Below are 13,902 nucleotides of genomic sequence, written 5' to 3' on the forward strand. Positions count from 1 at the left end.
GGCGGCAGGGTGGAGTCACCGAAACAACAGAGAGGCACACGCGTGACAACACGACTTGGGAGGCGTCCGCGGCTCGCCGTGGCGGGGGTCCTGACGGCAGCGCTCGTGGCCGCGCCGGCGACGGCGATGGCGGGCGGAACGTCCGAACTGCAGCACGAGGTGGACGCCGTGGTCGCCGCGGGAGCGACGAGCGCGACGGCCGAGATCAGCACAGCGGACCGGCGGGTGCGCGCGTCGAGCGGCACCGCGGTGGCCGGCTCCGACCGGCCCGTGCCGGCGAACGCGCGGTTCCGGATCGGCAGCGAGACCAAGGCGTTCCTGGCCACGGTGGTGCTGCAGCTGGTCGACGAGAAGCAACTCACGCTCGACGACACGGTCGAGTCTCTGCTGCCCGGCGTCGTCCCGGACGGCGACCGGATCACCGTGCGGCAACTGCTCAACCACAGCAGCGGACTGTACGAAGTGCTCGCGACGATGCCGAACCCACGCTCCAAGGAGTTGCTGAAGATCCGGTGGAACACCTGGACCACCGCGGAACTCGTCGCACGGGCCACGGCGTACCCGCTGGTCTTCACGCCGGGATCGAGGGTGCAGTACAACAACACCGGCTACCTGGTGCTCGGCCTGATCGTCGACAAACTCACCAACTCCTCGTACGCCGACCAGATCGAGCGCCGGATCATCCGGCCGCTGCGCCTGACAGGGACGTCGGTACCCGGCACCGACCCGTTCGTGCGCGGCCCGCACGCCCACGGCTATCTTCCGCTGCAGCGCAACGGGGCCGTGGAACTGGTCGACATCACCACCGTCAACCCGTCGATCATGAACGCGGCCGGCGAGATGATCTCCACCACCCGCGACCTGAACCGCTTCTTCGGCGCGCTGCTCGGCGGCGAGCTACTGCCCGCCCACCTGCTGGCCGAGCTCAAGAAGACGGCGCACAACTCGCAGTACGGTCTGGGCCTGATCAGCCGTTCGCTGTCCTGCGGCACCGCGTGGGGCAAGGACGGCGACGCGCCGGGGTACTCGACCTGGACTTTCGTCTCGCCGAACAACACCCGGCGCGTCACCGTCTCGGTCACCTGGGGCACGGGCAACCACAAGGCCGCCGTGAACGCCCTGCTCGACAAGGAGCTGTGCCGCTAACGCCGGACGATCCGGACGTGCGTCACCGCCGGCGAGCAGCGGTGCTGGACCACTCGGTACTGCCGCAGCGCATCGCCGAGTCCCGCGAACAGCGGCTCGCCGGCACCGGCCAGCAGCGGCGCCACCGCGATGTTCAGCTCGTCGATCAGCCCGGCCCGCAGGTACTGCCGCACGGTCGCCGCACCGCCGGCCACGATCACGTCCTTCTCACCGGCCACCTCTCGCGCCCGCTCCAGCACGACCTCGATCGGCTCGCTGGTGAAGCGGAAGGTCGTCCCGCCCTCCATCTCCAGATCCGGCCGCGGGTGATGGGTGAGCACGAACGTGTCGTGGTGGTACGGCGGGTTGTCGCCCCACCAGCCTTTCCACGACTCGTCCGGCCACTCCCCCCGGATCGGCCCGAACATGTTGCGCCCCATGATGGTGGCCCCGAACGCGTCCGCGTCGAGCCCGATCTCGGCGTCCAGCCCGGTCGCCGTGCCGTCGAACAGCGGATCCATCCAGTCGTGCAGGTGTTCCACTCCGTCCCCGAACGGCTCCTCCAGCCGCTGGTTCGTCCCCGCGCCGAACCCGTCCAGCGTGATCGTGAAGTTGTGAACCCGAACCTTGCCCATGATCGTTTCCTCCTGCGTCAGTGGCTTGCTGTCACCCGGTGGTCGGAGCGGTCCGCCGTCGTTTGACATCTAGACTGCCGCCATGGCCGGCCGAAAAGCGCGCGTCAGCGACGTGCACGAGGTGGCGCTCGGGATGCCGCACGTCACCGTGGAGAAGGGTGGCTCGGGCAATCCCGTCTACCAGGTGGGCGGCAAGTCGTTCGTGTTCTTCCGGACTCCGCGCCCGGACGCGTTCGACCCCGACACCGGCGAGCGGTACGACGACGTGATCGTGATCTGGGTGCCGTCGGAGGAGGACAAGCTCGCGCTGGTCTCGGACGACAACAGCCCGTTCTTCACCACGCCGCACTTCGACGGGCACCTGTCGGTGCTGGTCAGAGGCAGCGAGATCGGCGGACTGTCCCGGCAGGAGCTGACCGAGGTGATCCAGGACGCCTGGCTGTCCCGGGCCTCGAAGCGGCGGGCGACGGCCTGGCTCGAGGAACATCGGCTGGCCTGATGCCCGGCTATCGTCCGGGCTGGAAGGTCGCTGAACTCGGGAGGCAACTGTGGGCGACGGGTCGACGGTTGTCGTCGCGATCCTGGCGCTGCTGGTCGCGGCGGGCGTGGTCTGGGGCGTCGTCGCCCTGGTCCGCCGGCAGCGGTTCATCACGTCGGTCCGCGACCGCGGCTGGACGTTCGTGAACAGCCCGGACTTCGGCGCCGTCGCCCGGCTCGGCAACCCGCCGTTCGGGATCGGCTTCCGGCGGAACCCCGACGACCAGATCACCGGGCGCACCGCGTCCGGCCGCCCGTTCCAGGTGATCGAGTACAGCTCGGGTCACTGGAAGGGCTGGATCGGCATGGTCACCCTGTCCCGCCGGCTGCCCGAGCTCTGGGTCACCGGTGGCGAGGCCCAGCCCCGGTACGGCGTGGAGGCAACGATGATGCCGCCGCCGCCCGCACTCGGTCCGGCCTGGCAGATCGGCGCGCTCGATCCGGCGTACGCGGCGGAGGTGCTCACCCCGCAGGTGTGCAACCAGCTCAACGGGCTGGCCGCCGGGATGCCCGGGCTCAGCCTCGGCATCGACTCCGACCAGCTGACCGTGCTCGATCCGCCGCGCAAGGACGTCGAGCAGCTCGGCCCGTGGCTGGAGCGGCTCGCGGCCGTCGCCGACGCGATCGACGCGACGCCGCTGGACCGCTGGACGCAGCCGGAGCAGCCCGCTCGATTCGGCTTCTACCACCACCCGGACTGGCACTGGATCGACGTCGACGACAGCCTGCTGGAGGTCACGCCGGTGAACCGGTCCGGCCACAGCCACCACACGAGCGACGTGATCCGCGGGCGCGACGGCGACGGACCGCCGTTCGTCGCCTTCACCCATCACTGGAAGACCACCCGGACCGAGACCTCCACCGACAGCGAGGGCCGCACCACGACCCGCACGGTGACCGAGAACCACAGCGAGCCGGTCCTCGGGTTCCAGTTGCCGGTCCGGATGCCGGAACTGACCGTCGCCGGCCGCGGGCTCGGACGCGGGATCAGCTTCGAGAGCGAGGCGTTCAACGAGCGGTTCAAGGTCACCTCGCCGAGCACGAAGTTCGCCTACGACGTGATCCACCCGCGGCAGATGGAGTACCTGATGGCCACCTCACCGCTGCCGTTCCGGATCGCCGAGGACTGGGTGTGGTTCGCGCCCGGCGAGCACAGCGAGGCCGCGATCGCGCACAGCTCGCGCTTCATCCGCCACTTCCTGGCCGGCATCCCCCGCTTCGTCTGGCGCGACCTGGGAATGTCTGATGCGCCATACCCCCGGCTCGACCCGGTGGCACCGGGCAGTTAGCTCACTCACACCAGGTCACATTCGGCCGCCCGGCGCGGTCTTCTGGGAGAAGGAACATCTCCGGCTACCCCGAGGAGCACCGCCGTGACCGTGACCGAGCAGCAGATCGCCACCTCCGTCCTGGTGATCGGAACCGGCGGTGGCGGTCTGCGCGCCGCCATCGAGCTGGCCGAACAGGGCATCGACGTACTCGCGCTGGGCAAGCGATCCCGCTCGGACGCCCACACCTCGCTGGCCGCCGGCGGGATCAACGCCGCGCTCGGCACGATGGACCCCGAGGACAGCTGGCAGCAGCACGCCGCCGACACCCTGCGCGAGAGCTACCTGCTGGCCAACCCGGTCACCGTGCAGATCGTCGCCGAGCAGGCCGCCCGCGGGATCGCGGATCTCGAGCGCTACGGCATGCCGTTCGCCCGGGAGGCCGACGGGCGGATCTCGCAGCGGTTCTTCGGCGCGCACACCTATCGCCGGACGGCCTTCGCCGGCGACTACACCGGCCTCGAGATCCAGCGCACGTTGGTCAACCGGGCCGTGCAGCTGGGGGTCCCGATCCTCGACACCGTCTACGTGACCCGGATCCTGGTGCGCGACAACGCCGTGTTCGGTGCCTACGGCTTCGACATCGTCACCGGCAAGCGGTACGTGATCCGCGCCGACGCGGTGATCCTGGCCGCCGGCGGGCACACCCGGATCTGGCGGCACACCTCCTCGCGCCGCGACGAGAACACCGGCGACTCGTTCCGTCTGGCCGTCCTGGCCGGTGGCAGGATCCGCGATCCCGAGCTGGTCCAGTTCCACCCGTCCGGCCTGATCGAACCGGAGAACGCGGCCGGCACGCTGGTCTCCGAAGCCGCCCGCGGCGAAGGCGGCCAACTGCGCAACGCCGAGGGCGAACGGTTCATGGCCCGGTACGACGCCGAGCGGATGGAGCTGTCCACCCGGGACCGCGTCGCGCTGGCGGCGTACACGGAGATCAAGCAGGGCCGCGGTACGCCGAACGGCGGCGTCTGGCTCGACGTGTCCCACCTGCCGCGGGAGACGATCATGCGGCGCCTGCCCCGCGTCTACCAGACCCTGCTCGAACTCCAGATGCTCGACATCACCAAGGAACCGATCGAGATCGCCCCGACCGCCCACTACTCGATGGGCGGGGTCTGGGTCCGGCCGGAGGACCACAGCACCGGCGTCGACGGCCCGTACGCGATCGGTGAAGCGGCCAGTGGCCTGCACGGCGCGAACCGGCTCGGCGGCAACTCACTGATCGAGCTGCTCGTGTTCGGGCGGATCGTCGCCGAGGAGGCCGCGAAGTACTCGACCGGTCTGCAGCGTCAGGAGCGCTCGGCCGAGGCGCTCGGCGAAGCGCGGGCCGAGGTCGACGACCTGCTGGCCAGTGACGGGGAGGAGAACGTCCGCGCTCTGCAACGGGCGCTGCGCAACACGATGACGAACCGGGCGGGCGTCGTACGGGACGAGGACGGGTTGACCGCCGGGCTGGACGAGCTGGCCGAGGTCGAGGACCGGATGAGTGGTCTAGGCATCCATCCGGACATCGCCGGCTTCCAGGACCTCGCACACGCCTTCGACCTGAAGGCGTCGGCCCTGGCCGCGCGCGCCACGCTGGAAGCCGCCCTGGTACGTCGCGAGACGCGCGGCTGCCACAACCGCTCCGACTACCCCGAGCTCGACGAGAAGCTCCAGGTGAACCTGGTCTGGTCGGGCCGGGGCCAGGTCGAGCAGGAGGAGATCCCGGCGATCCCGTCCGAGCTGAGCACCCTGATGCGTGAGGTCTCCACCGAGGGCAAGCTGGTCGAGTGATGCCGTCCGCAGCTTGATCGCCACAAGCTGTCACAGGCCGCAAGGCTGTCCTGTCCTAGCTGGTGACCGGCCGGCGACCAGCGCCACCGGCGGACAGGAAGGCATCACGATGAAGATCGTGGTCATCGGCGGTACCGGGCTGATCGGTTCGAAGGTCGTCGCGAAGCTCACCGAACACGGGCACGACGCCGTCCCGGCCGCCCCCAGCACCGGGGTCGACACGCTCACCGGCCAGGGTCTCGCCGAGGCACTGACCGGCGCCGACGTCGTGGTCGACGTCTCGAACGCGCCGGTCTGGGAGGACGCCGCGGTGCTGGAGTTCTTCGAGACCTCCACCCGCAACCTGCTCACCGCCGAGCAGGCGGCGGGGGTACGGCACCACGTCGCGCTCTCGGTGGTCGGCACCGAGCTGCTGCTCGAGAGCGGGTACTTCCGGGCCAAGCTCGCGCAGGAGAAGCTGATCGAGAGCTCGCCGGTGCCGTTCTCGATCGTCCGCGCGACGCAGTTCTTCGAGTTCGTGCCGAGCATCGCCGACGCGTCCACCGACGGCGCGCGGGTGCACCTGAAGCACGTCTTCTTCCAGCCGATGGCGGGCGCCGACGTGGCTCAGGCCGTCGCGCGGGTCGCCGTGGGGTCGCCGCTGAACGGCACCCTGAACGTGGCCGGTCCGGAGCGGTTCCGGATGGACGACTTCTTCCGCGAGGTGCTCGCGGCCGGCAACGACCAGCGGGAGGTCGTCACCGATCCAGCCGCCGTCTACTTCGGCATCTCCCCCAGCGAGTACGCGCTGGTTCCCGACGACGACGCCCAGCGCGGCGAGACGTCGTACGGCGAGTGGGTTCGCCACAACTCCTGATCGATCCCCCACCACCTTTCGGAGGTACACCCATGTCCACTGGCGTTTGGCAGTCGGCCCTGACCGTCCTGCAGGAGGCCGAACCACCGTTCATCCCGGCCGGTGCGCACGCGATGACGGTCGTGATCGAGTACCCGCCCGGCGACCCGGGCGCGCCGCCGCACCGCCACCCCGGCGGCCCGGCCTTCGGCTACGTGATCGAGGGCGAGATGCGGTTCGAGCTCGAGGGTCAGCCCGAGCGCGTGCTGCGCGCGGGCGAGGCGTTCTGGGAGCCCGGCGGCGACGTCATCCACTACTCCGACGGCAACGCCAGCGACGAGACGACGCTGCGCTTCACCGTCACCATGCTCTGCGACCCGGACCAGCCGATGCTGGTCGTCGTCGACGAGCAGGAACTCGCCGAGCGCGAGCACCTGCGCGCACCGCGCCCGTCCTGACTCCCCCAGTGAGAGGAACGAATTCATGAGTGCCCGGATCGCGTCGATCGAGGACCTGCGCGAGCATCTGCAGTGGGCGATCGAGCTGGAGCACGCGACGCTCCCGCCGTACCTGGTCGCGCTGTACTCGATCGACGCCGAACGGAACCCGGACGCGGTCCAGGTGGTGAGCAGCGTGTTCGCCGAGGAGATGATCCATCTCGCGCTGGCGGCGAACCTGCTGAACGCCGTCGGTGGGCAACCCCGGCTGGACACCCCGGCGATCCTGCCGGGGCATCCGCGGACGATGCCGCACGGCGACCGGTCACTGGAGCTGTCGCTGGTTCCGTTCGGGCCGGAGGCGTTGGAGATGTTCCTGCGGCTGGAGCAGCCGGCGCCGCCGGAGGCTCCGGCCGAGGGCGACGGCTACGAGACGATCGGGCAGTTCTACTCGGCGATCGAGGAAGGCCTGCGCGACCTGTGCGCGGAGCTCGGTGAGGCCGCGGTGTTCAGCGGCGATCCGGCGTACCAGGTCACCGCGGGGCCGTTCGCGCACAGCAGCGGAAAGCTGACCGCCGTCGCCGACCTCGCCTCGGCGCTGGCCGCCCTGGAGGAGATCGTGGAGCAGGGCGAAGGGACGTCGCGAGGCGGGGTCTGGGACGGCGACCAGGACGTCTTCCATCCCGATCGGAACGAGGTGGGCCACTACTACCGGTTCCAGGAACTCGCCCAGGGCCGCAGGTACCAGCGCGGGGACACCCCGCGCACGGGACCGACCGGGGACAAGCTCGCGGTCGACTTCACGGCCGTGCTCCCGATGCGGCGCAATCCGCGGCCGGCCGAGGCCGGGAGCACCGTCCGGGCAGCCCAGGACCAGTTCGACACGACGTACCGCGGGCTGCTGGCCCAGCTCCAGTTGGCGTTCAACGGAAGCCCGCAGGCGCTCGGTCCGTCGATCGGCACGATGTACGGCCTGAAGGCGCAGGCCCAGGCGCTGATGGCGATGCCGGACGGCGACGGCACCACCGCCGGCCCGACGTTCGCCCCCGGAGACGACCTCGCACAAAATTCCTGACGCCGCAGTGTTTGACGGTTGGGTACGAATGGCGGTCGAAGGCAAATGACCGCGGTCCGGAGAAGAGGCCGCGCCGTGACGAGTCCGTCGCGAGGTCACGTTCATGCTCAGTCAGCACCATGCCGCACCCACCAGATGTTCCTCGGCCGAGGACCGCGCGCGCCGCGAGGCCGCCACCCGGGAACTGCTCGAGGTCCGCGCCCGCTCCACCGACGACACCGAGCGGCAGCGGCTGCTCGAACAGGCCGTCGAGCTCAACATCGAGATCGCCCGCGGCATCGCCCAGCGGTTCCGCAGCCGCGGCGTCGAGGACGAGGACCTCGAACAGGTCGCCTGCCTGGGCCTGATGAAGGCGGTCCGCAACTACCGGCCCGACGACGGCATCCCGTTCATCGGGTACGCCGTGCCGACGATCCGGGGCGAGGTCAAACGCTACTTCCGCGACTGCAGCTGGACGGTTCGCATCCCGCGCCGGCTGCAGGAGCTGCAGGGCAGGATCGCGACGGTCGTCCCCGAGTTGCTGCAGGAGCTCGGCCGCGAACCCACGCTGGACGAGATCGCCGCCGCGATCCGTGCCGATGTCGGTGAGGTCCGGCAGGCCGAGGGCGCGCGAGGCTGTTTCAGCGTGCTCTCGCTGGACCGCCCGGCCGGCCGGACCGACAGCGACCTGGTGCTCGCCGACGTCGTCGCCGCCGGCGAGGACCCGCAGCTGCACCGGTTCGAAGCGATCGAGATGCTGTCCCCGCTGATCGCCGAGCTCGGTCCCCGGGACCGGGAGATCATCGAGCTGCGCTTCGTCGAGAACTGGAAGCAGGCCGACATCGGCCAGAAACTCGGCATCAGCCAGATGCAGGTCTCGCGCCTGCTGACCCGGATCCTGGCCGACCTGCGCCAACGCCTTCAGCCGGCCGAAGCCGCCGCCTGACACCGAGGTGCGACGCTGGGCCCCGCGGATGCCGTCAGGCGTCGGCGGGGCCCTTGCGGTGATGGCGATCCACCCGGGCCCGGTTGCCGCACGGCGTACCGCACCATGCCTGGTTGGGGCGCCGCCGGAAGAACAGCTGCCCGCAGCCCGGCGCGTCACACAGCGCGAGCTCGCTCGGCGCGCCGACCAGCACGTCCCGGACCTCGCCGGCCAGCCGAGCCAGCAGCAGCGTGAACGGCTCCGGTGAACCGACCGGGCGCGCTTCGGCATGCCCAGGACCGTCGCCGAGAGCCAGCACTTCCGGCGCCGCCGCCAGCGCCTCGTTCAGTACGGCGGCGTCGGCCGCATCCCATTCACCGTGCCCGGCTGCGGCCCGCAGCAGCCGAAGCGCGGGATCCCGCAGCGCGAGAAAGTCCCGCACGTCGGGCTCCGTCACCTGCTCGGGCCGCGGCGCCGGCAGCGCCGCCGCCTCCAGCCACGAGTCCAGATCGGCGGGCGTCCGGATCAGCTCGATCTCCTGCCAACCCCGGCGAATCACCGTGTTGACGAAGTCGAGCGCCGGCCAGCCTTCCAGCCAGGTCCAGCTCGGTACGTCGGCCACCTGGGCAGTCTAGCGCGACACGCTAATGCTTTACACGACAAAACGCGTTACCTAGGGTCGAAGCATGAACCGGGAACGAGCACGGACCACGGTCATCTGCGCGGTGCAGTTCGTCGACGTCATGGGCGTCACCGTCGTCGTCGCGGCGCTGCCACGGATGCTGGCCGACCTGCAGGGCTCCCCGGCCCAGGCCGGCCTGCTGGTTCCCGCGTACGCCGTGGGCTTCGGTGGGCTGCTGCTGCTCGGAGCGAGACTCGGCGACGCGAAGGGACACCGCCAGGTGCTGCAGGCCGGGCTGGCGTTGTTCGCGGCCGGGTCGGTCCTGTGCGCGGTCGCGCCGGCCGTGAGCTGGCTGGTCGCCGGTCGTCTGCTGCAGGGCATCGCGGCAGCGGTCAGCATCCCGAACGCGTTGGTCCTGCTGATCGGCGCGACCGAGCCAGGCCGCGCACGCAATCGCGCGTTGGCCGCCTGGAACGCAACGGGCGGTCTCGCCGGCGCCTCCGGACTGCTGATCGGCGGACTGGTGACCGACAGCGCCGGCTGGCGGGTGATCTTCTGGGCCAACGTCGCCGCGACCGCCGTACTGGCCCTGGTCATCGCGCGCCTGGTCGACGCGAAGGACACCCGGACGCCGACGCCGCTGAACGCCGGCTCGGTGATCCTCCAGGTCCTGTGTGTCAGCGCTGTTGTTGCCGCGGCCAACGTGGCCGGGACGTCCTGGCCGGTGGCGGGCCTGCTCGCCGTCGTCGCCGTCGGCCTGGTGCCGCTGCTCGTCGTCCGGGAGCGCTCGACCGAAGCACCGCTCGTGCCGCCCGGGATCTGGCGCCGGCCCGGCACGATCGGCGGGGTGATCGGGTCGTTCGGCATCACGGCCACCACCAGCACGTTCGTCGTGATCACGACCCTGTGGTTCCAGGACGCCCGCGGCCTGAGCCCCGCGGCGGCCGGGCTGATGATCCTGCCGTTCAGCTTCGCCGTCGTGGCCGGGGCGGCGTGCGGCGCCCGGCTGGTCAAAGGCCGGGCCCGCCCGGTCCTGGTCACCGGGCTGACCCTGATCGGCGTCGGCGCGGTGGCCGTGGTCGTTCAGCCGACGATCCCGGTTTTGGTCGGCGCGATGATCCTCAACGGCGTCGGCAACGGCATCGGCGCGGTCGCCGCCTACACCCTCGGCACCGAGGTCGCCCCGGAGGAGCAAGGCTCGGCCGCCGGCCTGCTCAACACCGCCGCTCAGCTCGGCACGGCCGTGATGGTGGCGCTCGGCGTCGGGATCGCCACCGCGGTCGGGCCAGGAGTGAACCACACCTCGGGCTGGCTGACCACCGCCACCACAGCGGCCGTCATCATCGGCGCGGTTCTAGTCTTCGCCAGGCTCCGAACCCCGGTCGGCTCCCCAACGTCCTGAATCCGTGCAGACGCAGGCCTTGTTGCCGTCCTGGTCGGCGATCACCACGAACGACGGCGCCTCGCTGTCGTCGACCACGATCCCGCCCGCGGCGACCGCGGCGGCGATCCGCTGCTCGGCGTGCTCGGGCGCCACCCAGATGTCGAGGTGCCAGCGCTGGCGTGGCGTCTCGTGCTCGTCGGTCTCCTGGAACCACACGATCGGCACCCGCCCGGTCGCGTCCCGGACGTCGGTCCCGATCGACCCGCGGCCGACGGCCTCGGTGCTCCCGGTCAGCAGGGCCGCCCACACCGGCGCGATCGTGGCCGCGTGCGCGGTGTCGAGACCGAGTTCGATGGTCGTGATGCCGGCCGGGTCGGCCGTCGCGCCCTGCTCGGCCGCGATCCGCGTGATCCGGCGGGCGAGGTCGAGGTCCTTGTCCGTCACCCACTCCACGACGTGCTCGGCACCGGCGTCGTCGGTGTAGATCGCGTCGTCGCTGATCAGCTTCAGATCGACGTACTGCCGGCCGAGCGTTGCGTGCGGGTGGTGGCCGAGCGCCGAGCCCGCCTCCCCGACCGCCGCGACGAACCGAGCTCCGGCGGTGAAGTCGCCGACCAGGTAGCGGGCGTGCAGGCCCTGTCCGAGTTTGCGCCAGTCGGTCAGGTCGGCCGCGGCGATCTGTGCTCCGGTCTTCATCTCCATGTCCGGGACTCTAGAACCGCACCCGGACGTTCGGCGTCCGCGAACTACCGCGGAGGTGGTTCGACCGGCTCCGGACCGGCCGGCTCGGCCGGGTCGGGTTCACCCAGCGGGTGCACCGGATCGGGCTCGAGATCCGGCGCGGCCGGCTCCCCGAGCGGGTTGATCGGATTGGGCTCCACCGCGGGATCTGTCACCTCGGTTCAGTACCCGCGCGCCTCAGGCGCCATCCCCGGGCGGCCAAGTTCCGGAACCGGGGAAGGGGTGTGGAATGCGCATGCTCGCAGTAGAGTCCAGCGCGCAAACGCTTTCCCGTAGACCATCGGAGGCACTGTGAGGCGTTCCATCTCCGCGGCGGTTGCTGCCGCACTGGCGGCCGGCAGCGTGCTCGCCGCCGCCGGCCTGCCGGCCACCGCAAGCCGGCCCGACCGGGGTGCCGCCGTCACCGGCACCTACTCCAGCGGAGCCGATCAGGTCTGGCAGCCCCTGCCGACCACCCACGTGACGCGCGACGAAGCCGGCCCGGCCGACGCCACCGTCGTGGTCGACCCGAGCGCCCTGCGGCAGAAGTACAGCGGCATCGGCTTCTCGCTCGACGAGACCAGCGTGTCGAACCTGTGGAAGCTCACCCCCGCCGAACGCGACCGCGCGATCCGCCTGCTGGTGGACCCGGCCAAGGGCGCCGGCTTCGAGCGCTTCCGCCTCACCATCGGCAGCCCGGACCTGGTCGAGCACCTGCCGTTCTGGTCGTACGACGAACTGCCGGCCGGCGTCACCGAGGACTTCGGGCTCGAGCACTTCTCGATCAAACGCGACGTCGACGCGCACATCATCGACACGATCAAGCTGATCCAGCGCTACAACCCGCGCGTGACGTTCTTCGCCTCGGCGTGGAGCGCCCCGGCCTGGATGAAGACCAACAACCGCTTCACCGGCGAGGTCGCGCTCAAGCCCGGCTCCACGTCGTACTACCAGGTCGGCAAGCTGCGCGACGACTGCATCGACGTCTTCGCCCGGTACTACGTGAAGTACCTGCAGGCGTACGCGAAGTACGGCGTGAAGGTCGACGCGCTGACCCTGCTGAACGAGCCCGGCATCGACGTGGTCTACCCGGCGATGGACATCAGCATCGAGCAGCAGCAGAAGCTGGCGGTCGCGATCAAGCGTGAGGTCCGCCGCGCCGGGCTGAACACGCAGCTGTACGTGCACGACTTCAACTTCTACGACTGGCGTGACCCGAACAGCACCGAGACGAAGAACTACCACCGGATCTTCGACGACCCGCTCACCGAGCAGGCCAGCGACGCGATCGCGTTCCACCCGTACTGGGGTGACCCGACGGTGATGCGGGACGCGTACGAGCAGACCGGCAAGCCGGTGCACATGACCGAGACCAGCGACCTCAATCCGGCGACGATCCTGAACTACTTCCGGCTCGACGCGTCGTCGTACGTGATGTGGGCGCAGGCCACCGACCAGGACGGCGGCACGCTGCACTGGACGCCGTCGAAGGACAACAACATCGACTGGGCCGAGGTCGGCCGCACCACCAAGTGGCCGAACCGGCTGGTCAAGGTGGACACGACGGCGAGGACGTTCACCGTACGCAACGAGCTCTACGCGATGGGCCAGTTCGCGAAGTACCTCGGGCCGGAGCACACCCGCGTCGAGTCGAGCGCGCCGGCCAACGGGGTCAGCAACGTGGTCTTCAAGGACCGGGGCGACCACTTCGTCGCGATCCTCGGCAACGCCGACGCGACGCCGAAGACCGTGCGGGTGGTGCTCGCCGGGAAGTCGTTCACGACGACCGTGCCGGCGAACTCGTTCGCGACGTACCGCTGGAAGGGTGACGTGCCCGCGCAGCGCCACAACCGTGCTCCCGTCCTGAACGACGTGCCGGAGGTCGTCGCCGACCAGTACGCGACGACTCGGGTGCAGCTGTCAGCCACCGACCGGGACCGTGACCGGCTCGCCTTCTACGCCAAGGATCTGCCGTCCGGGGTCAGCCTCGACGCGCGCACGGGTCTGGTGACGCTGCGCCCGACGACCGCCGGCCGGCAGGACGTGAAGATCCGGGTCACCGACGGAGCGGCGTTCGACGATCTCACGCTGCACGTGACGGTCACCCCGAAGGGCACTCCCCTCGGCGAAAGGGTCGAGGCGGAGTCGTACGTGGCCCAGCACGGCTGGACCGACGGCGGCGCGAACTTCGTCGAGTCCAACCCGTCGGCCAGCGGCGGCAAGAACATCGGCTGGACAGCGCCGGGCAACTGGCTGCAGTACCGCGTGGATGTTCCGCAGGCCGGCACCTACCAGCTCGAACTGCGGGCCGCCAACGGCACCGGCGCTGTAGCACCCGACGCAGTCTCGCTGCGCGACGCTTCCGGCGCCGTGCTCGCGAAACTGTCGGTCCCGGACACCGGTGGCTGGGCGGCGTACCAGTCCGTCACGGCACAGATCACCCTGCCCACCGGCGAGCAGACCCTCACGCTCTACTGCGAGACCGGCGGCTTCAACGTCGACTACTTCCGGCTGAGCTAGCCGG

At 70.4% G+C, this 13,902-nt stretch carries 14 protein-coding genes; 10 read left to right on the forward strand and 4 right to left on the reverse strand.

Features of this window, described 5'->3' with window-relative positions; all coding sequences use genetic code 11:
• Positions 1-42 precede the first annotated feature (42 nt).
• Positions 43-1,146, forward strand: coding sequence for a serine hydrolase domain-containing protein (locus tag ACQPXM_RS22345; RefSeq protein ID WP_432936126.1), 1,104 nt, complete (start codon positions 43-45; stop codon positions 1,144-1,146).
• Here the strand turns inward: ACQPXM_RS22345 and ACQPXM_RS22350 are convergent.
• Complete coding sequence (locus tag ACQPXM_RS22350; RefSeq protein WP_432936128.1) at positions 1,143-1,760, reverse strand: dihydrofolate reductase family protein; 618 nt, start codon at positions 1,758-1,760, stop codon at positions 1,143-1,145. The genes ACQPXM_RS22345 and ACQPXM_RS22350 overlap by 4 nt on opposite strands.
• A gap of 82 nt (positions 1,761-1,842) precedes the next feature.
• Between ACQPXM_RS22350 and ACQPXM_RS22355 the strand changes: the two genes are divergently transcribed.
• The 7 genes from ACQPXM_RS22355 to ACQPXM_RS22385 all read left to right on the forward strand — a co-directional run bounded on the left by ACQPXM_RS22355 (position 1,843) and on the right by ACQPXM_RS22385 (position 8,673).
• The gene (locus ACQPXM_RS22355; protein WP_432936130.1) at positions 1,843-2,259 is read left to right on the forward strand and encodes an MmcQ/YjbR family DNA-binding protein; all 417 of its coding nucleotides are present in this window, start codon (positions 1,843-1,845) and stop codon (positions 2,257-2,259) included.
• A 49-nt stretch (positions 2,260-2,308) separates the two neighbouring features.
• Entirely contained in the window at positions 2,309-3,586 is a 1,278-nt protein-coding gene (locus ACQPXM_RS22360; protein WP_432936132.1) for a hypothetical protein, read from the forward strand.
• Positions 3,587-3,670: 84 nt separating this feature from the next.
• On the forward strand, positions 3,671-5,401 hold the full coding sequence (locus tag ACQPXM_RS22365; RefSeq protein WP_432936135.1) for an L-aspartate oxidase: 1,731 nt from the start codon (positions 3,671-3,673) through the stop codon (positions 5,399-5,401).
• A gap of 109 nt (positions 5,402-5,510) precedes the next feature.
• The gene (locus ACQPXM_RS22370) at positions 5,511-6,257 is read left to right on the forward strand and encodes an SDR family oxidoreductase (protein WP_432936137.1); all 747 of its coding nucleotides are present in this window, start codon (positions 5,511-5,513) and stop codon (positions 6,255-6,257) included.
• A 32-nt stretch (positions 6,258-6,289) separates the two neighbouring features.
• On the forward strand, positions 6,290-6,694 hold the full coding sequence (locus tag ACQPXM_RS22375) for a cupin domain-containing protein (RefSeq protein WP_432936140.1): 405 nt from the start codon (positions 6,290-6,292) through the stop codon (positions 6,692-6,694).
• Positions 6,695-6,719: 25 nt separating this feature from the next.
• Positions 6,720-7,748: a ferritin-like domain-containing protein gene (locus ACQPXM_RS22380; RefSeq protein WP_432936142.1), complete on the forward strand. Its 1,029-nt coding sequence runs from the start codon at positions 6,720-6,722 to the stop codon at positions 7,746-7,748.
• Positions 7,749-7,851: 103 nt separating this feature from the next.
• A complete protein-coding gene (locus tag ACQPXM_RS22385) occupies positions 7,852-8,673 on the forward strand; it encodes a sigma-70 family RNA polymerase sigma factor (RefSeq protein ID WP_432936145.1) in 822 nt (273 codons plus the stop codon).
• Positions 8,674-8,707: 34 nt separating this feature from the next.
• Here the strand turns inward: ACQPXM_RS22385 and ACQPXM_RS22390 are convergent, their stop codons facing one another.
• Positions 8,708-9,274 carry a CGNR zinc finger domain-containing protein gene (locus ACQPXM_RS22390; protein WP_432936148.1) on the reverse strand — a complete coding sequence of 189 codons (567 nt, stop codon included), beginning with the start codon at positions 9,272-9,274 and terminating at the stop codon, positions 8,708-8,710.
• A gap of 64 nt (positions 9,275-9,338) precedes the next feature.
• Between ACQPXM_RS22390 and ACQPXM_RS22395 the strand changes: the two genes are divergently transcribed.
• Positions 9,339-10,676, forward strand: coding sequence for an MFS transporter (locus ACQPXM_RS22395; RefSeq protein ID WP_432936150.1), 1,338 nt, complete (start codon positions 9,339-9,341; stop codon positions 10,674-10,676).
• On the opposite strand, the gene ACQPXM_RS22400 is transcribed toward ACQPXM_RS22395, so the two are convergent.
• Both ACQPXM_RS22400 and ACQPXM_RS22405 read right to left on the reverse strand, forming a co-directional pair.
• Entirely contained in the window at positions 10,629-11,360 is a 732-nt protein-coding gene (locus tag ACQPXM_RS22400) for a VOC family protein (protein WP_432936153.1), read from the reverse strand. The two genes, ACQPXM_RS22395 and ACQPXM_RS22400, sit on opposite strands and share 48 nt — an antisense overlap.
• A 44-nt stretch (positions 11,361-11,404) precedes the next feature.
• Positions 11,405-11,554 (reverse strand): hypothetical protein, encoded by a 150-nt coding sequence (locus tag ACQPXM_RS22405; protein WP_432936155.1) that lies wholly within the window; start codon positions 11,552-11,554, stop codon positions 11,405-11,407.
• A 136-nt stretch (positions 11,555-11,690) separates the two neighbouring features.
• Between ACQPXM_RS22405 and ACQPXM_RS22410 the strand changes: the two genes are divergently transcribed.
• Positions 11,691-13,898, forward strand: coding sequence for a carbohydrate-binding protein (locus ACQPXM_RS22410; RefSeq protein ID WP_432936157.1), 2,208 nt, complete (start codon positions 11,691-11,693; stop codon positions 13,896-13,898).
• Positions 13,899-13,902 lie beyond the last annotated feature (4 nt).

Origin of the sequence: Kribbella sp. CA-253562, from assembly GCF_050942265.1 — a bacterium.
Classification (GTDB): Bacteria; Actinomycetota; Actinomycetes; order Propionibacteriales; family Kribbellaceae; genus Kribbella.

What these genes read in the sequence shown, in the direction of transcription:
- ACQPXM_RS22350 (WP_432936128.1), bottom strand. Translation starts at nt 1,760, where the DNA reads ATGGGCAAGGTTCGGGTTCACAACTTCACGATCACGCTGGACGGGTTC.
- ACQPXM_RS22355 (WP_432936130.1), top strand. Translation starts at nt 1,843, where the DNA reads ATGGCCGGCCGAAAAGCGCGCGTCAGCGACGTGCACGAGGTGGCGCTC.
- ACQPXM_RS22370 (WP_432936137.1), top strand. Translation starts at nt 5,511, where the DNA reads ATGAAGATCGTGGTCATCGGCGGTACCGGGCTGATCGGTTCGAAGGTC.
- ACQPXM_RS22375 (WP_432936140.1), top strand. Translation starts at nt 6,290, where the DNA reads ATGTCCACTGGCGTTTGGCAGTCGGCCCTGACCGTCCTGCAGGAGGCC.
- ACQPXM_RS22380 (WP_432936142.1), top strand. Translation starts at nt 6,720, where the DNA reads ATGAGTGCCCGGATCGCGTCGATCGAGGACCTGCGCGAGCATCTGCAG.
- ACQPXM_RS22385 (WP_432936145.1), top strand. Translation starts at nt 7,852, where the DNA reads ATGCTCAGTCAGCACCATGCCGCACCCACCAGATGTTCCTCGGCCGAG.
- ACQPXM_RS22395 (WP_432936150.1), top strand. Translation starts at nt 9,339, where the DNA reads ATGAACCGGGAACGAGCACGGACCACGGTCATCTGCGCGGTGCAGTTC.
- ACQPXM_RS22400 (WP_432936153.1), bottom strand. Translation starts at nt 11,360, where the DNA reads ATGGAGATGAAGACCGGAGCACAGATCGCCGCGGCCGACCTGACCGAC.